This is a genomic window from Horticoccus luteus, from assembly GCF_019464535.1.
Taxonomy (GTDB): Bacteria; Verrucomicrobiota; Verrucomicrobiia; order Opitutales; family Opitutaceae; genus Horticoccus; species Horticoccus luteus.
The window spans coordinates 3958604-3975061 of record NZ_CP080507.1 but is presented as its reverse complement, the minus strand read 5'-3'; the positions used below and the strand labels follow the sequence as shown (position 1 = coordinate 3975061).

General features: G+C 66.0%; 14 protein-coding genes. 3 read left to right on the top strand and 11 right to left on the bottom strand.

Going from position 1 to position 16458, the window contains the following annotated elements; all coding sequences use genetic code 11:
• Positions 1-11 precede the first annotated feature (11 nt).
• From coxB to K0B96_RS16065, 11 genes are all read right to left on the bottom strand, one after another.
• Positions 12-992 (bottom strand): cytochrome c oxidase subunit II, encoded by a 981-nt coding sequence (gene coxB / locus K0B96_RS16115; protein WP_220161912.1) that lies wholly within the window; start codon positions 990-992, stop codon positions 12-14.
• Positions 989-1801: an SCO family protein gene (locus K0B96_RS16110; RefSeq protein WP_220161911.1), complete on the bottom strand. Its 813-nt coding sequence runs from the start codon at positions 1799-1801 to the stop codon at positions 989-991. The genes coxB and K0B96_RS16110 overlap by 4 nt, the downstream gene beginning before the upstream one ends.
• Positions 1798-2172 carry a hypothetical protein gene (locus tag K0B96_RS16105; protein ID WP_220161910.1) on the bottom strand — a complete coding sequence of 125 codons (375 nt, stop codon included), beginning with the start codon at positions 2170-2172 and terminating at the stop codon, positions 1798-1800. The genes K0B96_RS16110 and K0B96_RS16105 overlap by 4 nt, the downstream gene beginning before the upstream one ends.
• Positions 2169-3221 (bottom strand): hypothetical protein, encoded by a 1053-nt coding sequence (locus K0B96_RS16100; RefSeq protein ID WP_220161909.1) that lies wholly within the window; start codon positions 3219-3221, stop codon positions 2169-2171. Before K0B96_RS16100 ends, K0B96_RS16105 begins: the two co-directional genes overlap by 4 nt.
• On the bottom strand, positions 3218-3829 hold the full coding sequence (locus K0B96_RS16095) for a c-type cytochrome (protein WP_220161908.1): 612 nt from the start codon (positions 3827-3829) through the stop codon (positions 3218-3220). The genes K0B96_RS16100 and K0B96_RS16095 overlap by 4 nt, the downstream gene beginning before the upstream one ends.
• A complete protein-coding gene (locus tag K0B96_RS16090; RefSeq protein WP_220161907.1) occupies positions 3826-4356 on the bottom strand; it encodes a DUF3341 domain-containing protein in 531 nt (176 codons plus the stop codon). The genes K0B96_RS16095 and K0B96_RS16090 overlap by 4 nt, the downstream gene beginning before the upstream one ends.
• Positions 4353-5723, bottom strand: coding sequence for an NrfD/PsrC family molybdoenzyme membrane anchor subunit (nrfD, locus tag K0B96_RS16085; RefSeq protein WP_220161906.1), 1371 nt, complete (start codon positions 5721-5723; stop codon positions 4353-4355). The genes K0B96_RS16090 and nrfD overlap by 4 nt, the downstream gene beginning before the upstream one ends.
• A gap of 12 nt (positions 5724-5735) precedes the next feature.
• Positions 5736-8630, bottom strand: a complete 2895-nt coding sequence (locus tag K0B96_RS16080) for a Fe-S-cluster-containing hydrogenase (RefSeq protein ID WP_220161905.1) — start codon at positions 8628-8630, stop codon at positions 5736-5738.
• Positions 8618-9298, bottom strand: coding sequence for a cytochrome c3 family protein (locus K0B96_RS16075; RefSeq protein WP_220161904.1), 681 nt, complete (start codon positions 9296-9298; stop codon positions 8618-8620). Before K0B96_RS16075 ends, K0B96_RS16080 begins: the two co-directional genes overlap by 13 nt.
• A 303-nt stretch (positions 9299-9601) precedes the next feature.
• On the bottom strand, positions 9602-10363 hold the full coding sequence (locus K0B96_RS16070) for a hypothetical protein (RefSeq protein ID WP_220161903.1): 762 nt from the start codon (positions 10361-10363) through the stop codon (positions 9602-9604).
• 384 nt (positions 10364-10747) lie between these two features.
• A complete protein-coding gene (locus tag K0B96_RS16065; protein WP_220161902.1) occupies positions 10748-11239 on the bottom strand; it encodes a hypothetical protein in 492 nt (163 codons plus the stop codon).
• Positions 11240-11310: 71 nt separating this feature from the next.
• On the opposite strand from K0B96_RS16065, the gene K0B96_RS16060 reads away from it, so the two are divergent.
• The 3 genes from K0B96_RS16060 to cas8g1 all read left to right on the top strand — a co-directional run bounded on the left by K0B96_RS16060 (position 11311) and on the right by cas8g1 (position 16441).
• Entirely contained in the window at positions 11311-11745 is a 435-nt protein-coding gene (locus K0B96_RS16060) for a hypothetical protein (RefSeq protein ID WP_220161901.1), read from the top strand.
• 74 nt (positions 11746-11819) lie between these two features.
• Positions 11820-14267, top strand: coding sequence for a type I-G CRISPR-associated helicase/endonuclease Cas3g (cas3g, locus tag K0B96_RS16055; protein ID WP_220161900.1), 2448 nt, complete (start codon positions 11820-11822; stop codon positions 14265-14267).
• A complete protein-coding gene (gene cas8g1, locus K0B96_RS16050) occupies positions 14264-16441 on the top strand; it encodes a type I-G CRISPR-associated protein Cas8g1/Csx17 (protein WP_220161899.1) in 2178 nt (725 codons plus the stop codon). The genes cas3g and cas8g1 overlap by 4 nt, the downstream gene beginning before the upstream one ends.
• The last annotated feature ends 17 nt before the right edge of the window (positions 16442-16458 follow it).

Sequence of the window (16458 nt, the reverse complement as noted above, 5' to 3'; positions counted from 1 at the left end):
CGGAGAAGTGCTCATGGCCGGGCAGGCGCCGGGACGGGCGCGGGGGTTTGGTCGCCGAGGGATTTCAAGTAGGCGATGAGCTCGATGAGATCGCCCTCCGGAATCACGCCTTTGAACGACGGCATGATGGGCGTGTAACCGGCGGCGACTTGTTTACCGGGCTCGAGAATGGAGTCGCGGAGATAGGCCTCGTCGGCGCGCACGAACTGGCCGCCATCGAGCGGCACGCGGTGGTTGTAGAGACCGGCGAGGGAGGGTGCGTGGACATTGGATTCGGACGAGTGGCAGCCGCTGCAGCCGTAGTGGACGAACAACTGCCGGCCGCGATCGCCGAGGGAGCCGTCGTGGTTGCCCGCTTCGAGCCACGTGGCGTAGTCCTCGGGGGTTTGCGCGATGACCTCGGCGATCATGGCGGCGTGTTGCGTGCCGCAGTATTGCGAACAGAAGAGATGAAAGTGTCCGGTCTGCGTGGCTTGAAACCACGTGCTGATCGTGCGGCCGGGGACGATGTCCTGCTTCACGCGAAACGCGGGAATGAAGAGGCTGTGGATCACGTCTTCCGACGTCATGCGCAGCCGGATGGGCCGGCCGATGGGCACGTGCAACGTATCGAACTCGCGCCGGCCGTTGGGATGGCGGATGTCCCACATCCATTGGCGCGCGACGACGTCGATCGTGTAGGCGTCGGGCGGCGGGCGTTCCATATCGAGATAGATCCGCGCGCCCCAGACGAAGATGCCGAGGAAGACCACGGTGGTGGCGGTGATCCAGCCGGCTTCGAGTTTCCACGTGGCGAACGTCAGCGGCGGACGCGGGGCGGGGGACCCGCGGCGGTAGCGGATGAGAAACACGAGATTCAGGCCGAGGAGCAACGCGATCAACAGGCCGCTCAGGATGAGCAAACCGATGAACGCGGTATCGACGCGCGGCGCGATCGTGCTGCCCTGCGGCAGCCGCTCCATCATGCCGCCAAACGCGAAGAACGCGTTCATGGTCGACCCTCCTGCAGACGTCGCGCGCGGAATTCGGCGCGCAGCATCCACGCGATGCCGCCGAAGAGCGTCACGACCGTGAGCACCACCGCGACCGTCAACGCGCGCCAGATCAGCTGGCCATAGGCGCCGGTGATGCCGCCGCCGTGAAAGCACAGCAGGAGCAAATCGTAAACGGGCAGGCCGGTCTTGCCGGCGGCGGCGCGATTGATGGCGCGCACGACATCGGGCGCGGGAAAATCCAGGCCGAGAAAATAACGCGACACGACGCCGCTGGATGTGAGCACGACGAAACCGCTGGGGTGCGCGTATTGTTTGGAGCGCGGATCGTAGGTGTAGTGAAAGCCGACGGCATCGGCGGCGGCGCGAATCGCGGCGTGGTCGCCGGTGAGAAAAACCCAGCCGGTCGGCGCGCCGGTGTGGCCGTAGCGTCGCACGGCGTTGGTCTGGCGCTCGCGGGATTCATCGAGCGTTTCCGTCGGATCGAGACTGATGGAGATGACGGTGAGATCGCGGCCCACCGCGGGGCGGATCTGGCGGAGCGCGGAGACGGTGCCATCGGCGACGAGCGAGCAGAGTTGCGGGCATTTGGCGTAGCCGAAGTAGAGCACAACCGGCTCCGTGCCGAAGTAATCGCGCAACGCGTGGCGCTCGCCCTGCGTGTCGGTGAACTCCAAGGCGAGCGGAAGTTGTTCGCCGATGCGTTGCTCGAAGTTCACGCCGGGCGCGACGGCCGACACGGTCGCGCGGGCGGGCAGCGCGAGCACGGCGGCGAGGGCGGGAAAGAGAAGGAGGGCGCGGGCGTTCATCGGTGGTCTTTCGGCGGAGACGCGGGGGCGTCGGTCGCGAGCACGTCGATCGCGCGGTTGATGGGAATGCGGACGATCCCGGCGGCGCGGTCGACCCAGCCATAGGTGTCGAGATGCGCGCGCACGGCGGCATCTTGCGCCTGCCAGTCGTGCTCGATGCTGGTGCGCGCGTGCGGGGCGTGTTGAAAGGAGGACTCCGGCCCGGCGGCGCGGGCGGAGGGGAGGTTGTAACGCGCCACGTAGATCCAGGAGGCGGCGAGCAGACAGAGCGCAAGGCCGACCGCGAGGCCGATGCCGGTGATGACCACGACGTGCGGGAGACCGTCGGTGGGTTCGGCGCGTTCGGGCGGAAGTTCGGCGGCGGAGCTCATGGCGACGTTTCCAAATGCGATTGCACGAGGGCGAGGTAGCGGTGCGCGAAGCACGTGGCGCCGCAGAGCAGCAGCGCGGCGGCGAGGCCGAAGCCGGCCCAGCCATGCACCGGCAGAACGGGCAGGAAAATCCACGCGGTGTAGAGAAGTTGCGCGCCGATGAGCAGGCAGGCGGCGAGGGCGAGGCCGCCGACGGTGCGTTTCCACGGCCGCGAAAGCAGAATCGCGAACGGCAGCACGAAGTGAAAGACGGCGAGCGTGAGCGGGACAAACCGCCACGGACCGTGGAGGCGGCGGAGAAACCACGACGTCTCCTCCGGCATGTTGCCGGCCCAGATGATGAGAAACTGCGCGAACGCGACGTAGCACCAGAAGAGGAGCGTCGCCATCATGAGGTCGCCGAGATCGAGGCCGATCGCGCGCGTGCCGCCATAGGGCGCGTGAGGCGGGACGCCAAATGCGAGGGCGGCGAGGATGGCGGCGGCGAGGCCGGACAACGCAATCCCGGTCATCCACACGAGGGCGAAGGCGGTGGAGTGCCAGTTCGCGTCGAGCGAGCCCAACCAGTCTTCCGCGAGGATGTGCAGCATGAAGACGAGGACGATCATGCCGGCGGGGCCGACCCAGCGCGGCGCGAGACCGTGCCGTCCGAGTTTCGCGGTGATGAAGAACAGGACGATGGCGTAGATCCCGGCGCGAATCGCCATCATGCCGCGACTGTCGTAAAGCGGCCAGGTTTGCGGCGTGTGCGGCACGAAGGCGAGCAGCGGCAGCACGAGCAACCACAACCACGGCGCGAGGCGATAGCCTGCGGCAAGAAAGGGCGACAACGCTCCGGCCCACTGTCCGCCGGTGAGTTGATGGATCAACGCAAACAGGAGCGATCCCAGCGCCGGCGCAAGACAGGCGAAGATGGCGAATCGATACGCCGGCGCCACGGCCGCCGGCGTCGCCCAGCCGCACGCGAGGGCGACGAGCACGCCGAGCACGGCGCCGCCGACGAGCAGGCGGCGCACGCGGGTGAGGCGTTGGTGGATGACGGCGTTCATGGCTTGAGGGCGGCGCGGGCCGTCGCCGGCACGTCGGCGAGCGTGGCGTGCTGGCTGAGCTGGAGCGCGCGGATGTAGCCGACGATGGCCCAGCGATCCTGCGGCGAGAGACGGTCGGAGTAGGGCAGCATTGCACCATAGCCGCGCGTCATGACGTCGAACAAATGCCCGTCGGGCGCGGCGCGCAGGCGGTTTTCGTGATACGAAGGCGGCGGCGGAAAGCCGCGGCGCACAACGATGCCGCGGCCGTAGCCGTCCTCGCCGTGGCACACGATGCAGTAAATGTTGAAGCGGTCGCGTCCCCGCAGCAGCAGGTCGCGCGTGAACGGCACCGGGCTGTGTGCAAGCGGCTGGCCGTCGTGAAAACCGGTGGTGACCGGATCGCCCGGCGGCGGCGAGCCGCGCGCGACGGTGTGCGCCGGCGGGCGGACGATGGCGGTGCCGTTGGCGAAGTGCGGCGCGGGGTCGAGCGGGCGATAGTTCGCCTGGTCCTTCATGTTGTCGCAGCCGGCGAGGGCGAGCAGGAGCGCGGGTGCGAGGAGGAGCCCGGCGGACAGCGAGCGAAGCGGCGGGCGCGGCGCGGTGGAGCGTGAGGCGGTGGAGATCATGCGGGCACCTCCGCGACGAGTTCGGCTTTGAACGTGTGGAAGAGCGCGGCGAGATCAGCGGCGTTGAACTGCGGATCGTCGGCGCGCACGCACAGAAAATAGCGGTCCTGCGATGCGCGCTCGAAGCCGGGCGCGGCGAACATCGGGTGATCGAGGCGCGGCAGACCGGCGAGCCAGAGAAGGCCGAGCACGCCGATGATGGTGGCGGTGAGGATCGTGAGCTCAAACGTCACCGGCACAAACGCGGGCCAGCTGTGCAGCGGGCGGCTGCCGACATCGTAGGCGTAATCGCGCGCGGCAAACCATTGCATGAAATACGCGCCGCCGCCGCCGATGAGGCCGGCGATGAGCACGATGCGCGCCATCGGCGTGCGGGGGCCGGGGAGGAGTTCATCCATGCCTTCGACGGCGAAAGGCACGTTGGCCTCCACGCGATCGTAGCCGGCGGTGCGCACGCCTTCGAGCGCGGCGAGAAATTCGTCGGGCGTTGTGAAGCAGGCCGCCACGCCATGGAGAGCCGCGCTCATCCCTTGCCCTCCTTGCCGGTGACGAGGCCGCGCATCTCCGCCATCGAGATCGCGGGCAGATAACGGATGAAGAGAAACAGCAGCGCCACGAAGAGGCCGAAGGTGCCGAGCAGCGTGGACCAGTCCCAGAACGTCGGCCGATACATGCCCCACGACGACGGCAGAAAATCGCGGTGGAGGCTCGTAACGACGATGATGAAACGTTCGAGCCACATGCCGACGTTCACGATCAGCGAAATGATGAAGAGCACGATGACGTTGCGGCGCAGGGTCGGGATCCAAAGGATTTGGACGGCGCCGAGATTGCAGATGAGCAGCAGCCAGAACCACGGCGCGTAGGGGCCCGCGAGGCGGTTCACCATCATGTAGCGTTCGAACAAATCGTGGGTGCGCCACGCGGCGAAAAATTCGCTGAAGTAGCCGTAGACGACCATCCAGCCGGTCGCCATCAGCACCTTGGCCATGAGATCGAGATGACGGGCGGTGATGTAGCTCTTGAGCCCGTAAACGGCGCGCAACGGGATGACGAGCGTGAGCACCATCGCGAAGCCGGAGTAGATGGCGCCGGCGACGAAATACGGCGGAAAGATCGTCGAGTGCCAGCCGGGGAGAATCGCGATGGCGAAATCGAGGCCGACGATGCTGTGCACGGAAACGACCAGCGGCGTCGCGAGGCCGGCGAGCAGCACGTAGAGTTTTTGGTAGTGCCGCCAGTGGCGGGCGTCGCCGCGCCAGCCGAGCGAGAGAAGGCCGTAGAGGCGTTGCTTGGCGCGGGACAACGCGCGGTCGCGCAAGGTGGCGAGGTCGGGCAGCAGGCCGACATACCAGAACAGGAGCGAGACGATGCCGTAGGTGCTGACGGCGAAGACATCCCAGATCAGCGGACTGCGCCACTGCGGCCAGAGGCCCATCGTGTCGGGATACGGCAGCAACCAGTAGAAGTATTGCGGGCGGCCGAGATGCAGCAGCGGGAAGAGCGCGGCGCAGGCCACGGCGAAGAGCGTCATCGCCTCCGTGAACCGGTTGATGGACGTGCGCCAGTGTTGATGGAGCACGAGGAGGATGGCGGAGATGAGCGTGCCCGCGTGGCCGATACCGATCCACCAGACGAAGTTGACGATGGCGAAACCCCACGCGACGGGGATGTCGACGCCCCAGACGCCGATGCCGCGGATGAAGAGCCAACCGATCGAAGCGCAGAGGATCAGCACGCCGACAAACGCGATCGGAAATCCGATCCACCAGAAACGCGGATGCGGGTGAGCGAGCGGCAGGGCGCTGATGCGCGCGGTGACGGTGGTCGGCGTCTCACCGGGGCCGACGAGCGCGGCGTCGGCGGGGTTGGGCTGAGTGGGAGGCGAGGCCATGGCGCAAAAGGATCAGCCCGCCGAGGAAACGCCGGCAGGGGCCGCGGGCGTGGGAGCGTTGATGACGCGCGCGAGGTAAGTGGTGCGCGGCCGGGTGTTGAGTTCGCGGAGCAACGTGTAGTCGATCGGCTCGGCTTTGCGTTGCACGACGCGGCTGGCGGGATCGTGGATGTCGCCGAAGACGATCGCATCGGCGGGGCAGGCCTGCTGGCAGGCGGTGCGGATTTCACCGTCGCGGATGCGGCGGCTTTCCTTTTCGGCGGTGATGCGCGCGGTGTTGATGCGTTGCACGCAGTAGGTGCATTTCTCCATGACGCCACGTTCGCGGACGGTGACGTTGGGGTTGGCCTGGAGGTAGAGCGTGGAGTCGCGCGGCTGGCGGTAATCGAGGAAGTTGAAGCGGCGGACTTTGTAAGGGCAGTTGTTGGAGCAGTAGCGCGTGCCGACGCAGCGGTTATAGACCATGTCGTTGAGGCCTTCGCTGCTGTGCACAGTGGCGGCGACGGGGCAGACGACTTCGCAGGGGGCGTTTTCGCACTGCATGCACGGCACGGGCTGGTGGAGGATGCGGGGGTTGGCGGCGTCGCCATCGTAGTAGCGATCGATGCGCAGCCAGTGCATCTCGCGGCCGCGGGAAACCTGGTCCTTGCCGACGACGGCGATGTTGTTCTCGGCCTGGCACGCGATGATGCAGGCGTTGCAGCCGAGGCAGGTGCCGAGATCGATCGACATGCCCCACGCGTAGCCGGTGTAGTTCCACGCCGGGAGCATCGTAGGCTGCGGGGCTTTGTCTTCGATGGCGCGCGCCGCCTCGGCCGGGGCGACGACGCGCACGAGGTCGCGGCCCTCCATGGAAAAGTGACCCTGGGTGCAGACGAGCGCGTGCTGCTCGCCGAGCTTGCGAAGCGTGGCGCCGGTGCGTTCCCACGGCGCGCGCGTGGTGCGCAGGCGAAACGCATCGTAACCGTGGCCGGGCGCGGTGGCGCCGCCGCTGGTGCGGCCGTAGCCGAGCGCGAGCGCGATGACGCCATCAGCGTGGCCGGGCGCAATCCACACGGGCGCCGCGACCGAAGCGCCGTCGACTTCGCACAAGATCACATCACCGAAATTGAGTCGGTGCCGACCGGCGAAGGTGGCGCTGACGAGCGCGGCGTTGTCCCAGACGATGTGCGTGAGCGGCTTCGGGAGTTCCTGGAGCCAGGAGCTGTTGGCGTAGCGGCCATCGAGCAGGTTGGGGTCGGGTTGGAGCACGATCGTGATGGTGTCGTGATCGTCGTGCGCCGAGCGGTTGAAGGAGGGAAACGAGGAGGACGCGGCGTCGGCGCTGGCGGCCGCGAGAGCGGGCGACCCGGCGGGATTTCCGCTGGTGTCATCGATGACGCCGCGCTCCAGCCAGTGCGCCCAACGCAGTTCGAACGCGTGGTCGTCGGACGGCGCCTCGGGGGCGTGTCGCCAGGTTGCGCGCACGAGATCGTAGGCGTTGCGCGTGGTCGCGCTGGCAATGAAGTGCACGAGTTCGGGGGACGAGCGCGAAGGGTAGAGGGGCTCGAGGAGCGGTTGCTGGAGGCACGGCGTGCCGTCGTAGCCGCGGAGATCGCCCCACGTTTCGAGGAAGTTCGCCGCGGGCAGATGCCATTGCGCGAGCGCGGCGGTTTCGTCGACGTGCTCGCCGAGATGCACCGTAAATTCCACGCGCCGAAACGCGTCGGCAAACGCGAGGTCGGCCGGCGCGGTGTAAACGGGATTCGTTTCGAGGACGAAGAGGCCTTGCACCTCGCCGCGCGTCATCGCGGCAGTGAGGGCGGCGAGATCGCCGGCGGCGCGCGGATCGGCGTCGGAGCGCACGGTGGCGCGGCGGTGAACGGCGGCGGTGCCGGAGCGGGCGTTGAAGGCGGCCGCCCACGTTTGCACGGTCGGTTCGGCTTCCGGGCCTGCGATGCACACGGCGTGGCCGGGATGCGCGCGCACATCCGCAGCGAGCGAGCGCACGAATTCAGTTTCGGCGGCCGTGAGATCGGCGGTCAGGATGGAGGTGCCGCCGAGGGCGGCGGCGAGGGCGGCGAGCACACGGCGTTGGCGCGCGGGTGAGGCGGGGAGGCGCACGTCGGCGAGCGCGCCGGTGACGCTGGGCGTGGGCTCGATGGCGTAGAGGCGCGGCGGATGCACGCGGCCGTTGTTCACGCGGCGGCGGTCGGCCCAGGCGCGGCCGTAACGCACGGCGGCGGGATGATGGTAGAAGCAATCGCTCTGCACGGCGAAGACGACTTCCGCTTGCGCGAAGTCGATGTCGTCCTGCGTGCCGTCGTGATCGTAACGGCCGAGTGGGGCGTGTTGAAACCAGCGGGCCTCGGGCAGGGCGGCGAGCAACTCGTGCAGCGTGCGCAACAGCGTGGGCGAAGTGGTGGGCTCGGTGAGCAGGGCGAGGCCGCGGCCGCGGCTCGACGCGAACGCGCGATGACGGCCGGCCCAGGCATCTTCGAAGGCGTTCCACGTGGCGGCATCGGCGCGGTGAAGGGGAGCGCGCGAACGGTCGGGATCGTAGAGCGAGAGGATGGCGGCCTGCGTGAACACATCGGTGGCGCCGAGGCTTTCGGGGTGGCTGGGGTTGCCCTCGATCTTGGTGGGGCGGCCGGAGTTGGCGCGCACGAGAATCCCGCGACCGTAACCCTCGAGCGGCATCGCGCTGGCATACCATTGAATCTCACCGGGGGTGGCGCCGGCAAATTCCGGCGGCGTGACGGCGGGGACCAGTTCTTTCGGCGCGCGGCGCGCGCAGCCGCTCACGCCGGCGAGAGCGAACGAGGCGCCCATGAGTTGCAGAAAATCGCGGCGGCTGAGCGCATCGGACCACTCGCTGGCGCCGGGCGGAAACTCGTCGGATCGTGCGCTGGGATTCACCGATGACATGTGGAGCAGTTGGTGAGATGTTGCGTGTGGAGCGACGCGAGGATCACGGGCGACGGGGGGAGGCGGGTCGCGGGCGTGACCGGGGAAAAAATCTGCTCGGGGGCGCGCAGGCGCGGCGCGGGGTTGCGGTGGCAGTCGATGCACCAGCGCATGGTGAGCGGTTCGCCTTTCGCGGTGAGCGACATCTTCCCGATCTCGCCGTGGCACGTGGTGCAGCTCACGCCTTTGGCGATGTGGATGCTGTGGTCGAAATAGACAAAGTCGGGCACCGTGGTGACGCGTTGCCAGTGCAACGGTTGGTGGAGGGCGGCGCTGCGGATGACCGGTTGCAGCATCGCGGTGTCGGTGAAGATCTGCGAATGGCAGTTGAGGCAGGTTTGGGTGGTCGGCATGCCGGCGAAGGCCGACGTCTCCACGGTGGCGTGACAAAACCGGCAATCGATGCGCAGCTCGCCCGCGTGATGGCGGTGGCTGAAGAGGACAGGCTGGTCGGGCGCGAGGCCGACGCGGTTCCAGTAAGGCGAATGGTAAACCTGCAGCACCACACCGCCAAAGCTCACGACGGCGAGGACTGCCCCCAGCAAAAGGACGCGGAAAATGGTCGTGCTCCTCGGACGAAAAAGCGGCTGACGGGGAAAGTGCGGGAGCTGAGGCGTCTCGTTGGGCACGATAGGAAAGACGCATCGGCGCGACCGGCCGGAAAAGGTCTGTCGTGACGGCGCGCGAGAAACGAAGTCTAGCGAGGCCGGCGGCGGCTGAATATCGGGGCGCTTCTGAAAGGGCTATGGAGAAACATCCGCAAACGTGCGAAACGCCGGGAAGTTGCGCCTTTGCGTCGGGACGGCACGCACAACCTGGCGGCGGGTGGACACGCGTGGAGGCGGGCAAGGCAGCGGGGCGTTCGCCCGCCGCAGCGAATGGCGAAAGACCGAAACGGGCGGGAGGGAAGAGGGCGGCCGGGCCTCAGCGATTCAGGCCGGTCGGTGGCGGCGGGCGCGGATGAACACCGCGAGTGTGAAAAGGAAGGCGAGCGGACTACCGAAGATAGCGTAGAGCGGCCAGAGGTTGGAATCGCGGCTGAGGGCGTAGAGGCAGAACGCGTAGACTGGCAGCATGAAAGCCAAGGGCAGGGCGGATAGCAGGCGGGTGGGGCCGCGCAGTTTCACGAGTGCGAAGACTTGTATGATCAGGTAGGCGGGCACCGCCAAGAACGCGAGAGGCACGAGCACCGTGGCGCAGGCGCTCCAGAGCGTGGCGAGAAACGAGTGGCGTGCGGCGGGCGGGGGCGGGAGGTGTTTTTGCGCGCTGAGCAGCGCGGCCGCCCACGGCGCCGTCGGGGCGGGCGTGAGGCCGGCATGCCATTCGGCATGCACCGCGACGGGGACGACTGACAGCAGTGTCCAATGGGCATCGAAGACCCGAAGGCGGACTTCATCGACGCGTGCCGCGGCATCGCCGGAGAGCCAGATGAGAGCGTCGTGGGAGCCGGCGGGGTAAGCGGGCGCGGTGTTCATCGCGAGGTGATCGCGCGGATGGGAATCGAGAAAACCGGTGGCCTGGAAACGCAGCGGTTGGGTGGACTGATATGCGACGCGGAAATATAGCGGCTGACCGGCGGCGAGGCGCAGAGCGGGCGCCGGCGTCATCGCCGTGACGTCCACCGTCGGGGCTTGGGCACGGGCGACGCCCAAGAAGAGCAAGGGAAGGCTCAACCCGACGAACGCGCGAAGCATGGAAGGGTTCTTGGCGCGCAGCGCAGGGGTGCAACGGGAAAGCCGTGGATCTCACGCGGTAGAAGCACCGTGTATAGTTAGTAAAGGCGAGGGAAGCGGCCATAGTATCCTCGCGTCCTCTCGCCCTCTTGGTGAACCGTAGCGGTCGCCTTCGGTTTCCATATGCCGAAGACTTTTAGGCGGGCGCCACCACCCGTGTGCCGGCCTCGGAGTTTCCACCGGCAGGGATCGCGCGCGCGTAGATCGAGTGAATGAAAATATCAGCATGCGTTTGCGTGAGTCTCACGGCATCGGAATTTTATTCGCGGCTTTTAGTTCGAGATTACACGAATGAAACGGGCGGGCGGCATTGGAACCGGCGCTCGTAATGTAGATAGTTTGCTACTAAATATATCGACGGTGGCCGATTCGATTGTATAAAAACGCCTGCCCCTGGGTTTTCATGCCGCAAACCCTGTTAACTGCCCGCCCGTTCGTAGCCACGTTCAGCATGACGCCGTCGGAATACAAAGACTTCAAAGCACTGGCCTCGCCCAAGGACAACTTGCGCGACCAGATGACCGACATCGAGTTGATCTTCACCACGCTCGGAGAAGCCTCGACGACGGAGATCGCGCGCAAAAGAGGCGCCCGAGAATTCCTCCGAGAACAAGCAAGCCGCCAAAGCCGGCGGCAGCATCGCCGGCCACGCCCGCCGCGAACCTCGGCACCGGCGGCGACGACGGACGCCTCGAGTTCACCAACAACTTCATGCCGCGCCTCGTCGATTTCGAGCTGCGTGTGCTCGCCGGTGGCGCGCATGCCGAAGGGCTCGCGCCGGTCACGCTGCGGAAAAACGGCGCCACCGCCGCCGCTGAAATGTGCCGGCGTTACCATCCGGAAAGGATATGAATATTTTATTCCCTGGGACAGCATTTGTCCCACCCGGCTCTTTATAGTCGGCGCCGATGCTTCAACCCCGTGACCGCGCCGACGATCACCACCCGCTTATGATTGGATTCAGCATTCATGTTTTCCGCCAATTCTGGCCGTCCGACCGGAGTCGGCCCGCGACGTTTGGGGCGGAGGAAGGTCGGACGCTGGCGTATTGGGTGGTGGGCGGGTTCGGTGGATTGGACTGGGTGCGCGAGCTGGTGCATACCCCGGCGGTTGTCGGCCTCGGCGGCAATGGGTATCCGGTCGAATATACGGCGCAGCTAAAAGTCGTGAGAGACTATCTGCTGGGATCGATTCCTATCGGGCGCGGCGGTCCTGTCGTCATCTCGGATGACGACGGCTCGATCGCCGTCTGGCCTCCGCGTCGCAATGAAGTACATCCGCTCCTGATCGCCGCCTGCCCCGACGACGAGTGGGTGCACATCCGTGCGTTCGACCAGTCGTGAAGAACGGAAATCTCTTTGAAAATGGCCGCCGAAAATTGTGAACCACCTCGGAGGATGCACACGTAGCTCCAATCATGACCTCGTTTGACGATTTCTTCCACACCGCGACCGGCAAGCCCCAGCCCTACGGCTACCAATGCCGTCTCGCCTGCGGCCCTGCGGCCAACGCCGATGATCCGGCGACACTGCAGTCCGGCACCGCCTGCTTATCCCAGCTCATCAGCATCCCCACCGGCCTCGGCAAAACCGCCGCCGTTGTGCTCGCTTGGCTGTGGAACCGTATTCTGCTCAGTGACGAGTCGTGGCCGCGTCGTCTTGTTTACTGTCTGCCGATGCGCACCTTGGTCGAGCAGACTCGCGACGAAGTCATCCGCTGGCTCGATAACGTTTTAAAGGCCGCTGATTCGGGCGGCCTCAACCTTTCTGCCGCAACGATTGAGCAACTTCGCTGGGTTGCGGCTCACTCTCCGGTCATTCTCATGGGCGGCGAGGATAACAGCGCGGGGAAACGCGAATGGGATCTACATCCCGAGCGGCCGGCCATCCTCATCGGCACGCAGGACATGCTGCTTTCCCGGGCACTCAACCGCGGCTATGGCATGGCCCGCGCTCGCTGGCCGATGCATTTCGGCCTGCTCAACAACGACGCCCTCTGGGTCCTCGACGAAACCCAGTTGATGGGTGCGGGGCTTGCCACGTCCGCGCAACTGCAGGCGTTCCGAACCACCGCGAACTACACGCGCACTTGGTGGATGAGCGCCACATTGCAAACGACGTGGCTTGAAACGGCTGACACGCATGAGATCCTCGCCGCGCTTCCCGCGCCCGTCACCACTTTGGCACCCAGCGGCATCGCCAAATCGCTCACGCTCTCGCCCGCTATAGACGAAAAAGGAGCCGCCGCGCTCATCGCCGCCATCCCGCCGTCCGGCCTCACGTTGGTCATCCTCAATACCGTCAAACGTGCCCGCGCGATTTTCGACGTGCTGACGAAAAACAAAACCTTCGCCTCCTCCGCCGATATCCACCTCATCCACTCGCGCTTCCGTCCCGTCGAGCGAGCGACTTGGCGCTCGCAGTTCCTCAGTCGCAACGCCATCGGCGAAAAGCCACGCGTCATCGTCGCCACGCAAGTGGTCGAGGCCGGCGTGGATATCTCCGCCGACACGCTCGTCACCGAACTTGCGCCTTGGACCAGCCTGGTGCAGCGCTTTGGCCGCGCCGCGCGTTACGGCGGCAGCGCCAAAGTTGTGGTTCTGGACATCGCCGACGAGAAAAACGCGGCTCCCTACGATTTCGCCGAACTCGAAGCTGCTCGCGACGAACTCCAGCAGCTCACGGATGTTTCCATCGAGTCGCTCGTAGCCCACGAGGGAACGCTCACGCCGGAGCGCCGAGCCGCGCTGTATCCTTATTCTCCCGACTTCCTGCTCCTACGCCACGAAGTGGACGAACTCTTCGACACCACTCCGGACTTGAGCGGCGCAGACTTGGACATCTCCCGCTACATCCGCTCCGGCTCCGACACCGATTGCCAAATCGCGTGGATCACCGAAAAGCCCTCGCCCGACTACGCGCCGGTGGCGACTGAACTGTGCTCCGCCCCCATCGGCGACGCGAAGAAGTTTGCCGAAACGCGCAGGCACGCTGTCTGGCGTTGGGACTACCTCAATGGCGAATGGCTCCCCGTCGGCAACAAGGACGACATCTATCCCGGAGTCACCCTGGTCGCACTGGCCTCCGCAGGCGGTTATTCCGAAACCACCGGTTTCGATCCAGCCTCGAAAAAACCCGTGCCGGTCGTGCCAAGGCCTCCAGCCTCTCCAGCGGAGATCGCCGACTCCCGGCAAGACTCCGACGCCCAGTCCGTCGCCGCATCATTCCAGACCATCCAAGAACACAGCGATCAAGTCCTCGCCGAGCTTCAGAAAATCGGCCTTGAACTCTCGCCTGTGCTAGAAAACGCCGCCCGCTGGCACGATCTTGGAAAGGCGCATCGCGCGTTCCAATCCAAAATCAAAGACAACCCCGATGAGGACACCGCCAAGGCGCCCAAAGGACATTGGCTCAAAATCGGCAAGTATTCCGATACCGATCCGCGCCCCGGCTTCCGCCACGAACTCGCCTCCGCTCTCGCATTGCTCGCCCGGCGCGATTCGCTTCCTGTGCAATTTTCCGACGAGGATTTCGATTTGCTGCTCTACCTCGTGGCCGCGCATCACGGCAAAGTCCGCGCTCGCCTCGCCGCCGCGCCCGCCGACCAAGATCACCCCGTCGCCAAGGCCGGCGAACGCATGCCCATTCGCGGCGTGATGGACGAGGATCGCGTGCCCGGCGCTCCGCTCGGTCTGCCGGACGCGACTCTCTCCCTCGATCCCGCCAGCCTCGGCTTCTCGCCCAAGACTGGCGCGAGTTGGACCGAGCGCGTGCTCGGCCTTCTCCAAAAGTTCGGGCCCTTCCGCCTCGCCTACCTTGAAACCCTCCTGCGCGCCGCCGACTGCCGCGCTTCCCGCGCCCAATGAGCGCCTTAAACGATATTCACCTGACCGGCTGCTCGCCGACCCCGCTTGCCTCCTACTTGAAGGCGCTCGGCGTTTTCCGACTCGTTTCCGAGCAAGCCGACCCCGCCGCGCGCGGATTCTGGCGCAACGAGGCGTTCGTCCTCTCCACCACGCTCACTCGCGGACAGCTCGCCGACTTTTTCCTCACGCGCTACGCGCCCACTCCGCTGATTGATCCGTGGAACGGAGGCTCGGGATTCCTGAAAAACGACAAGGCCGCCGGCTTTCTCAAACAATTCGAGCAATCGCCCTCACCACGTCTCGTCAGATATCAAGCCGGCGCAAAAGCCGCCCGCGATCTCTGCGACGATCTGAACAAGGCCAAGCAGGCCGAGGTGGTAATCAAAAACGAACCGAAGTCACTGCCCGCCGCGCAGCGCGACGCCTTGCGCAAAGACCCCGGCTACAAAGCTCGCCTCGGCGAGGTTCAACGCAAATTCAAGCGGCTGAAAGAAGCATTTATTCCCGAATGTCGCCTGAAGTGGCGCGGCCCTCATCTCGAATGGCTGGAGGCCGCTGTCATCTTGGACAGCGATTTGTCGCCACGATACCCGTCCCTGCTCGGTTCCGGCGGCAACGACGGCAACCTCGATTTCACCGATAACTTTCGGCAGCGCTTCCTTGACCTGTTCGACATCGCAAAGTCCGACGCATCGCCGCTCGCCAATACCGCCGCCTTGCTTGAACACGCGCTTCATGGCGCAGCTGTCATCGGCACCGACGCTTACAGTATCGGACAATACATGCCCGGAGCCGCTGGCGGAGCCAACAGCTCCAGCGGACTCGCTGGCAGAGCCAACGTTAACCCATGGGACTTCGTTCTCTTCATGGAAGGCGCTGTCTTGTTCTCCGCTGCGGCATCGCGTCGCCTGGGCGCCACCGGAGCATCTTCCGCGTCCGCCCCATTCGCCATTCGCGCCAACGCCATCGGCCACGCTTCCGTTTCGACCAAGGAGAAATCCGCCCGTGGCGAACAATGGCTCCCTCTTTGGGAGCGCCCCGCCTCCTTGCGTGAAATCCGCGCACTGCTCTCGGAAGGCCGCGCGCAACTCGGCCGCAACGCCGCCCGCGAACCGGTGGACATGGCGCGCGCCATCGCCCGGCTCGGCGTCGCCCGCGGCATCAGCGCATTCGAGCGCTACGGCTACATCGAGCGCAACGGCCAATCCACTTTCGCCGTACCCCTCGGACGCTGGAAAGTCTCCGCCCAGCCGCATCAAGACCTGCTTTCCGACATCGACGGTTTTCTCCGCCGCCTCTCCCGCGAAGCCGCCGGCGAGCGCGCTACCGCGTCGCTCGTCCAAATCGCCCGGCGCTTGAACGACGCGGTTCTCGTCGTCGCCGCCGACGGCGCGTCACACGCCCGCTGGCAAAGCGTTCTTGTCGCCCTGGGCGAAGCCGACGCCCTCGCCGCCGCGCTCCCGCCCGCCAAAAACAAATTCGGCATCGTGCCCCGGCTGCGCGCCGGCTGGCTCGCGGCGGCGGACGACGGCACCGCCGAGTTCCGCCTCGCGGCAGCATTCGCCTCGCAGGAGCGCGTCCGCCGACACTTCTTGCCTCTGAATAAATACGGCAACCAGCTCGACGAAAAAGGCGGCGTCAGCGTGGTCTGCGCCGGACGCGATTTTGTTGCCGACGCCATCGCCCTTCTCGATCGCCGTCTCGTCGAATCGGCAAAAGAGGCCTCGCGGTCCATCGGACAAGACGCCGGTGCCTTTGCGTCGCTCGCCGACGTCGCCGTCTTCCTGCGCGGGGCGCTCGACACCGGGCGCATCCTGTCTTTGGCGCGAGCGCTCATGGCGGTCGACTACAAGGACAAGCCACGCCTGCCCGTTCCGCCCGCGAACGAAATGCCCGACGATACCTTCGCTCTTTTTCGTTTCTGTCTCGCGCCCCGCCATTGGCGAACGGAGCTCCCTGCGCGAGCGGATGTTTTCCGCCGGTTGGCCTCCGACGATCTCGCCGAGGCCTCGCGGCATGCCGTCCGGCATCTTCGCGCCCACGGCCACATCCCGCCTCTCTCGCTCGCCGCAGGCAACGCTCGGCTGCTCGCCGCCGCCCTCGCCTTTCCCCTTTCCCGCGCATCCCGCGACGCCCTGTCGCGCTCGTTCATTTCCACCGCCAACAGCCAATAACCCAAAAAGAAAGCCAG

What these genes read in the sequence shown, in the direction of transcription:
- coxB (WP_220161912.1), bottom strand. Translation starts at nt 992, where the DNA reads ATGAACGCGTTCTTCGCGTTTGGCGGCATGATGGAGCGGCTGCCGCAG.
- K0B96_RS16110 (WP_220161911.1), bottom strand. Translation starts at nt 1,801, where the DNA reads ATGAACGCCCGCGCCCTCCTTCTCTTTCCCGCCCTCGCCGCCGTGCTC.
- K0B96_RS16105 (WP_220161910.1), bottom strand. Translation starts at nt 2,172, where the DNA reads ATGAGCTCCGCCGCCGAACTTCCGCCCGAACGCGCCGAACCCACCGAC.
- K0B96_RS16100 (WP_220161909.1), bottom strand. Translation starts at nt 3,221, where the DNA reads ATGAACGCCGTCATCCACCAACGCCTCACCCGCGTGCGCCGCCTGCTC.
- K0B96_RS16095 (WP_220161908.1), bottom strand. Translation starts at nt 3,829, where the DNA reads ATGATCTCCACCGCCTCACGCTCCACCGCGCCGCGCCCGCCGCTTCGC.
- K0B96_RS16090 (WP_220161907.1), bottom strand. Translation starts at nt 4,356, where the DNA reads ATGAGCGCGGCTCTCCATGGCGTGGCGGCCTGCTTCACAACGCCCGAC.
- nrfD (WP_220161906.1), bottom strand. Translation starts at nt 5,723, where the DNA reads ATGGCCTCGCCTCCCACTCAGCCCAACCCCGCCGACGCCGCGCTCGTC.
- K0B96_RS16080 (WP_220161905.1), bottom strand. Translation starts at nt 8,630, where the DNA reads ATGTCATCGGTGAATCCCAGCGCACGATCCGACGAGTTTCCGCCCGGC.
- K0B96_RS16070 (WP_220161903.1), bottom strand. Translation starts at nt 10,363, where the DNA reads ATGCTTCGCGCGTTCGTCGGGTTGAGCCTTCCCTTGCTCTTCTTGGGC.
- K0B96_RS16065 (WP_220161902.1), bottom strand. Translation starts at nt 11,239, where the DNA reads ATGGTAACGCCGGCACATTTCAGCGGCGGCGGTGGCGCCGTTTTTCCG.
- K0B96_RS16060 (WP_220161901.1), top strand. Translation starts at nt 11,311, where the DNA reads ATGCTTCAACCCCGTGACCGCGCCGACGATCACCACCCGCTTATGATT.
- cas3g (WP_220161900.1), top strand. Translation starts at nt 11,820, where the DNA reads ATGACCTCGTTTGACGATTTCTTCCACACCGCGACCGGCAAGCCCCAG.
- cas8g1 (WP_220161899.1), top strand. Translation starts at nt 14,264, where the DNA reads ATGAGCGCCTTAAACGATATTCACCTGACCGGCTGCTCGCCGACCCCG.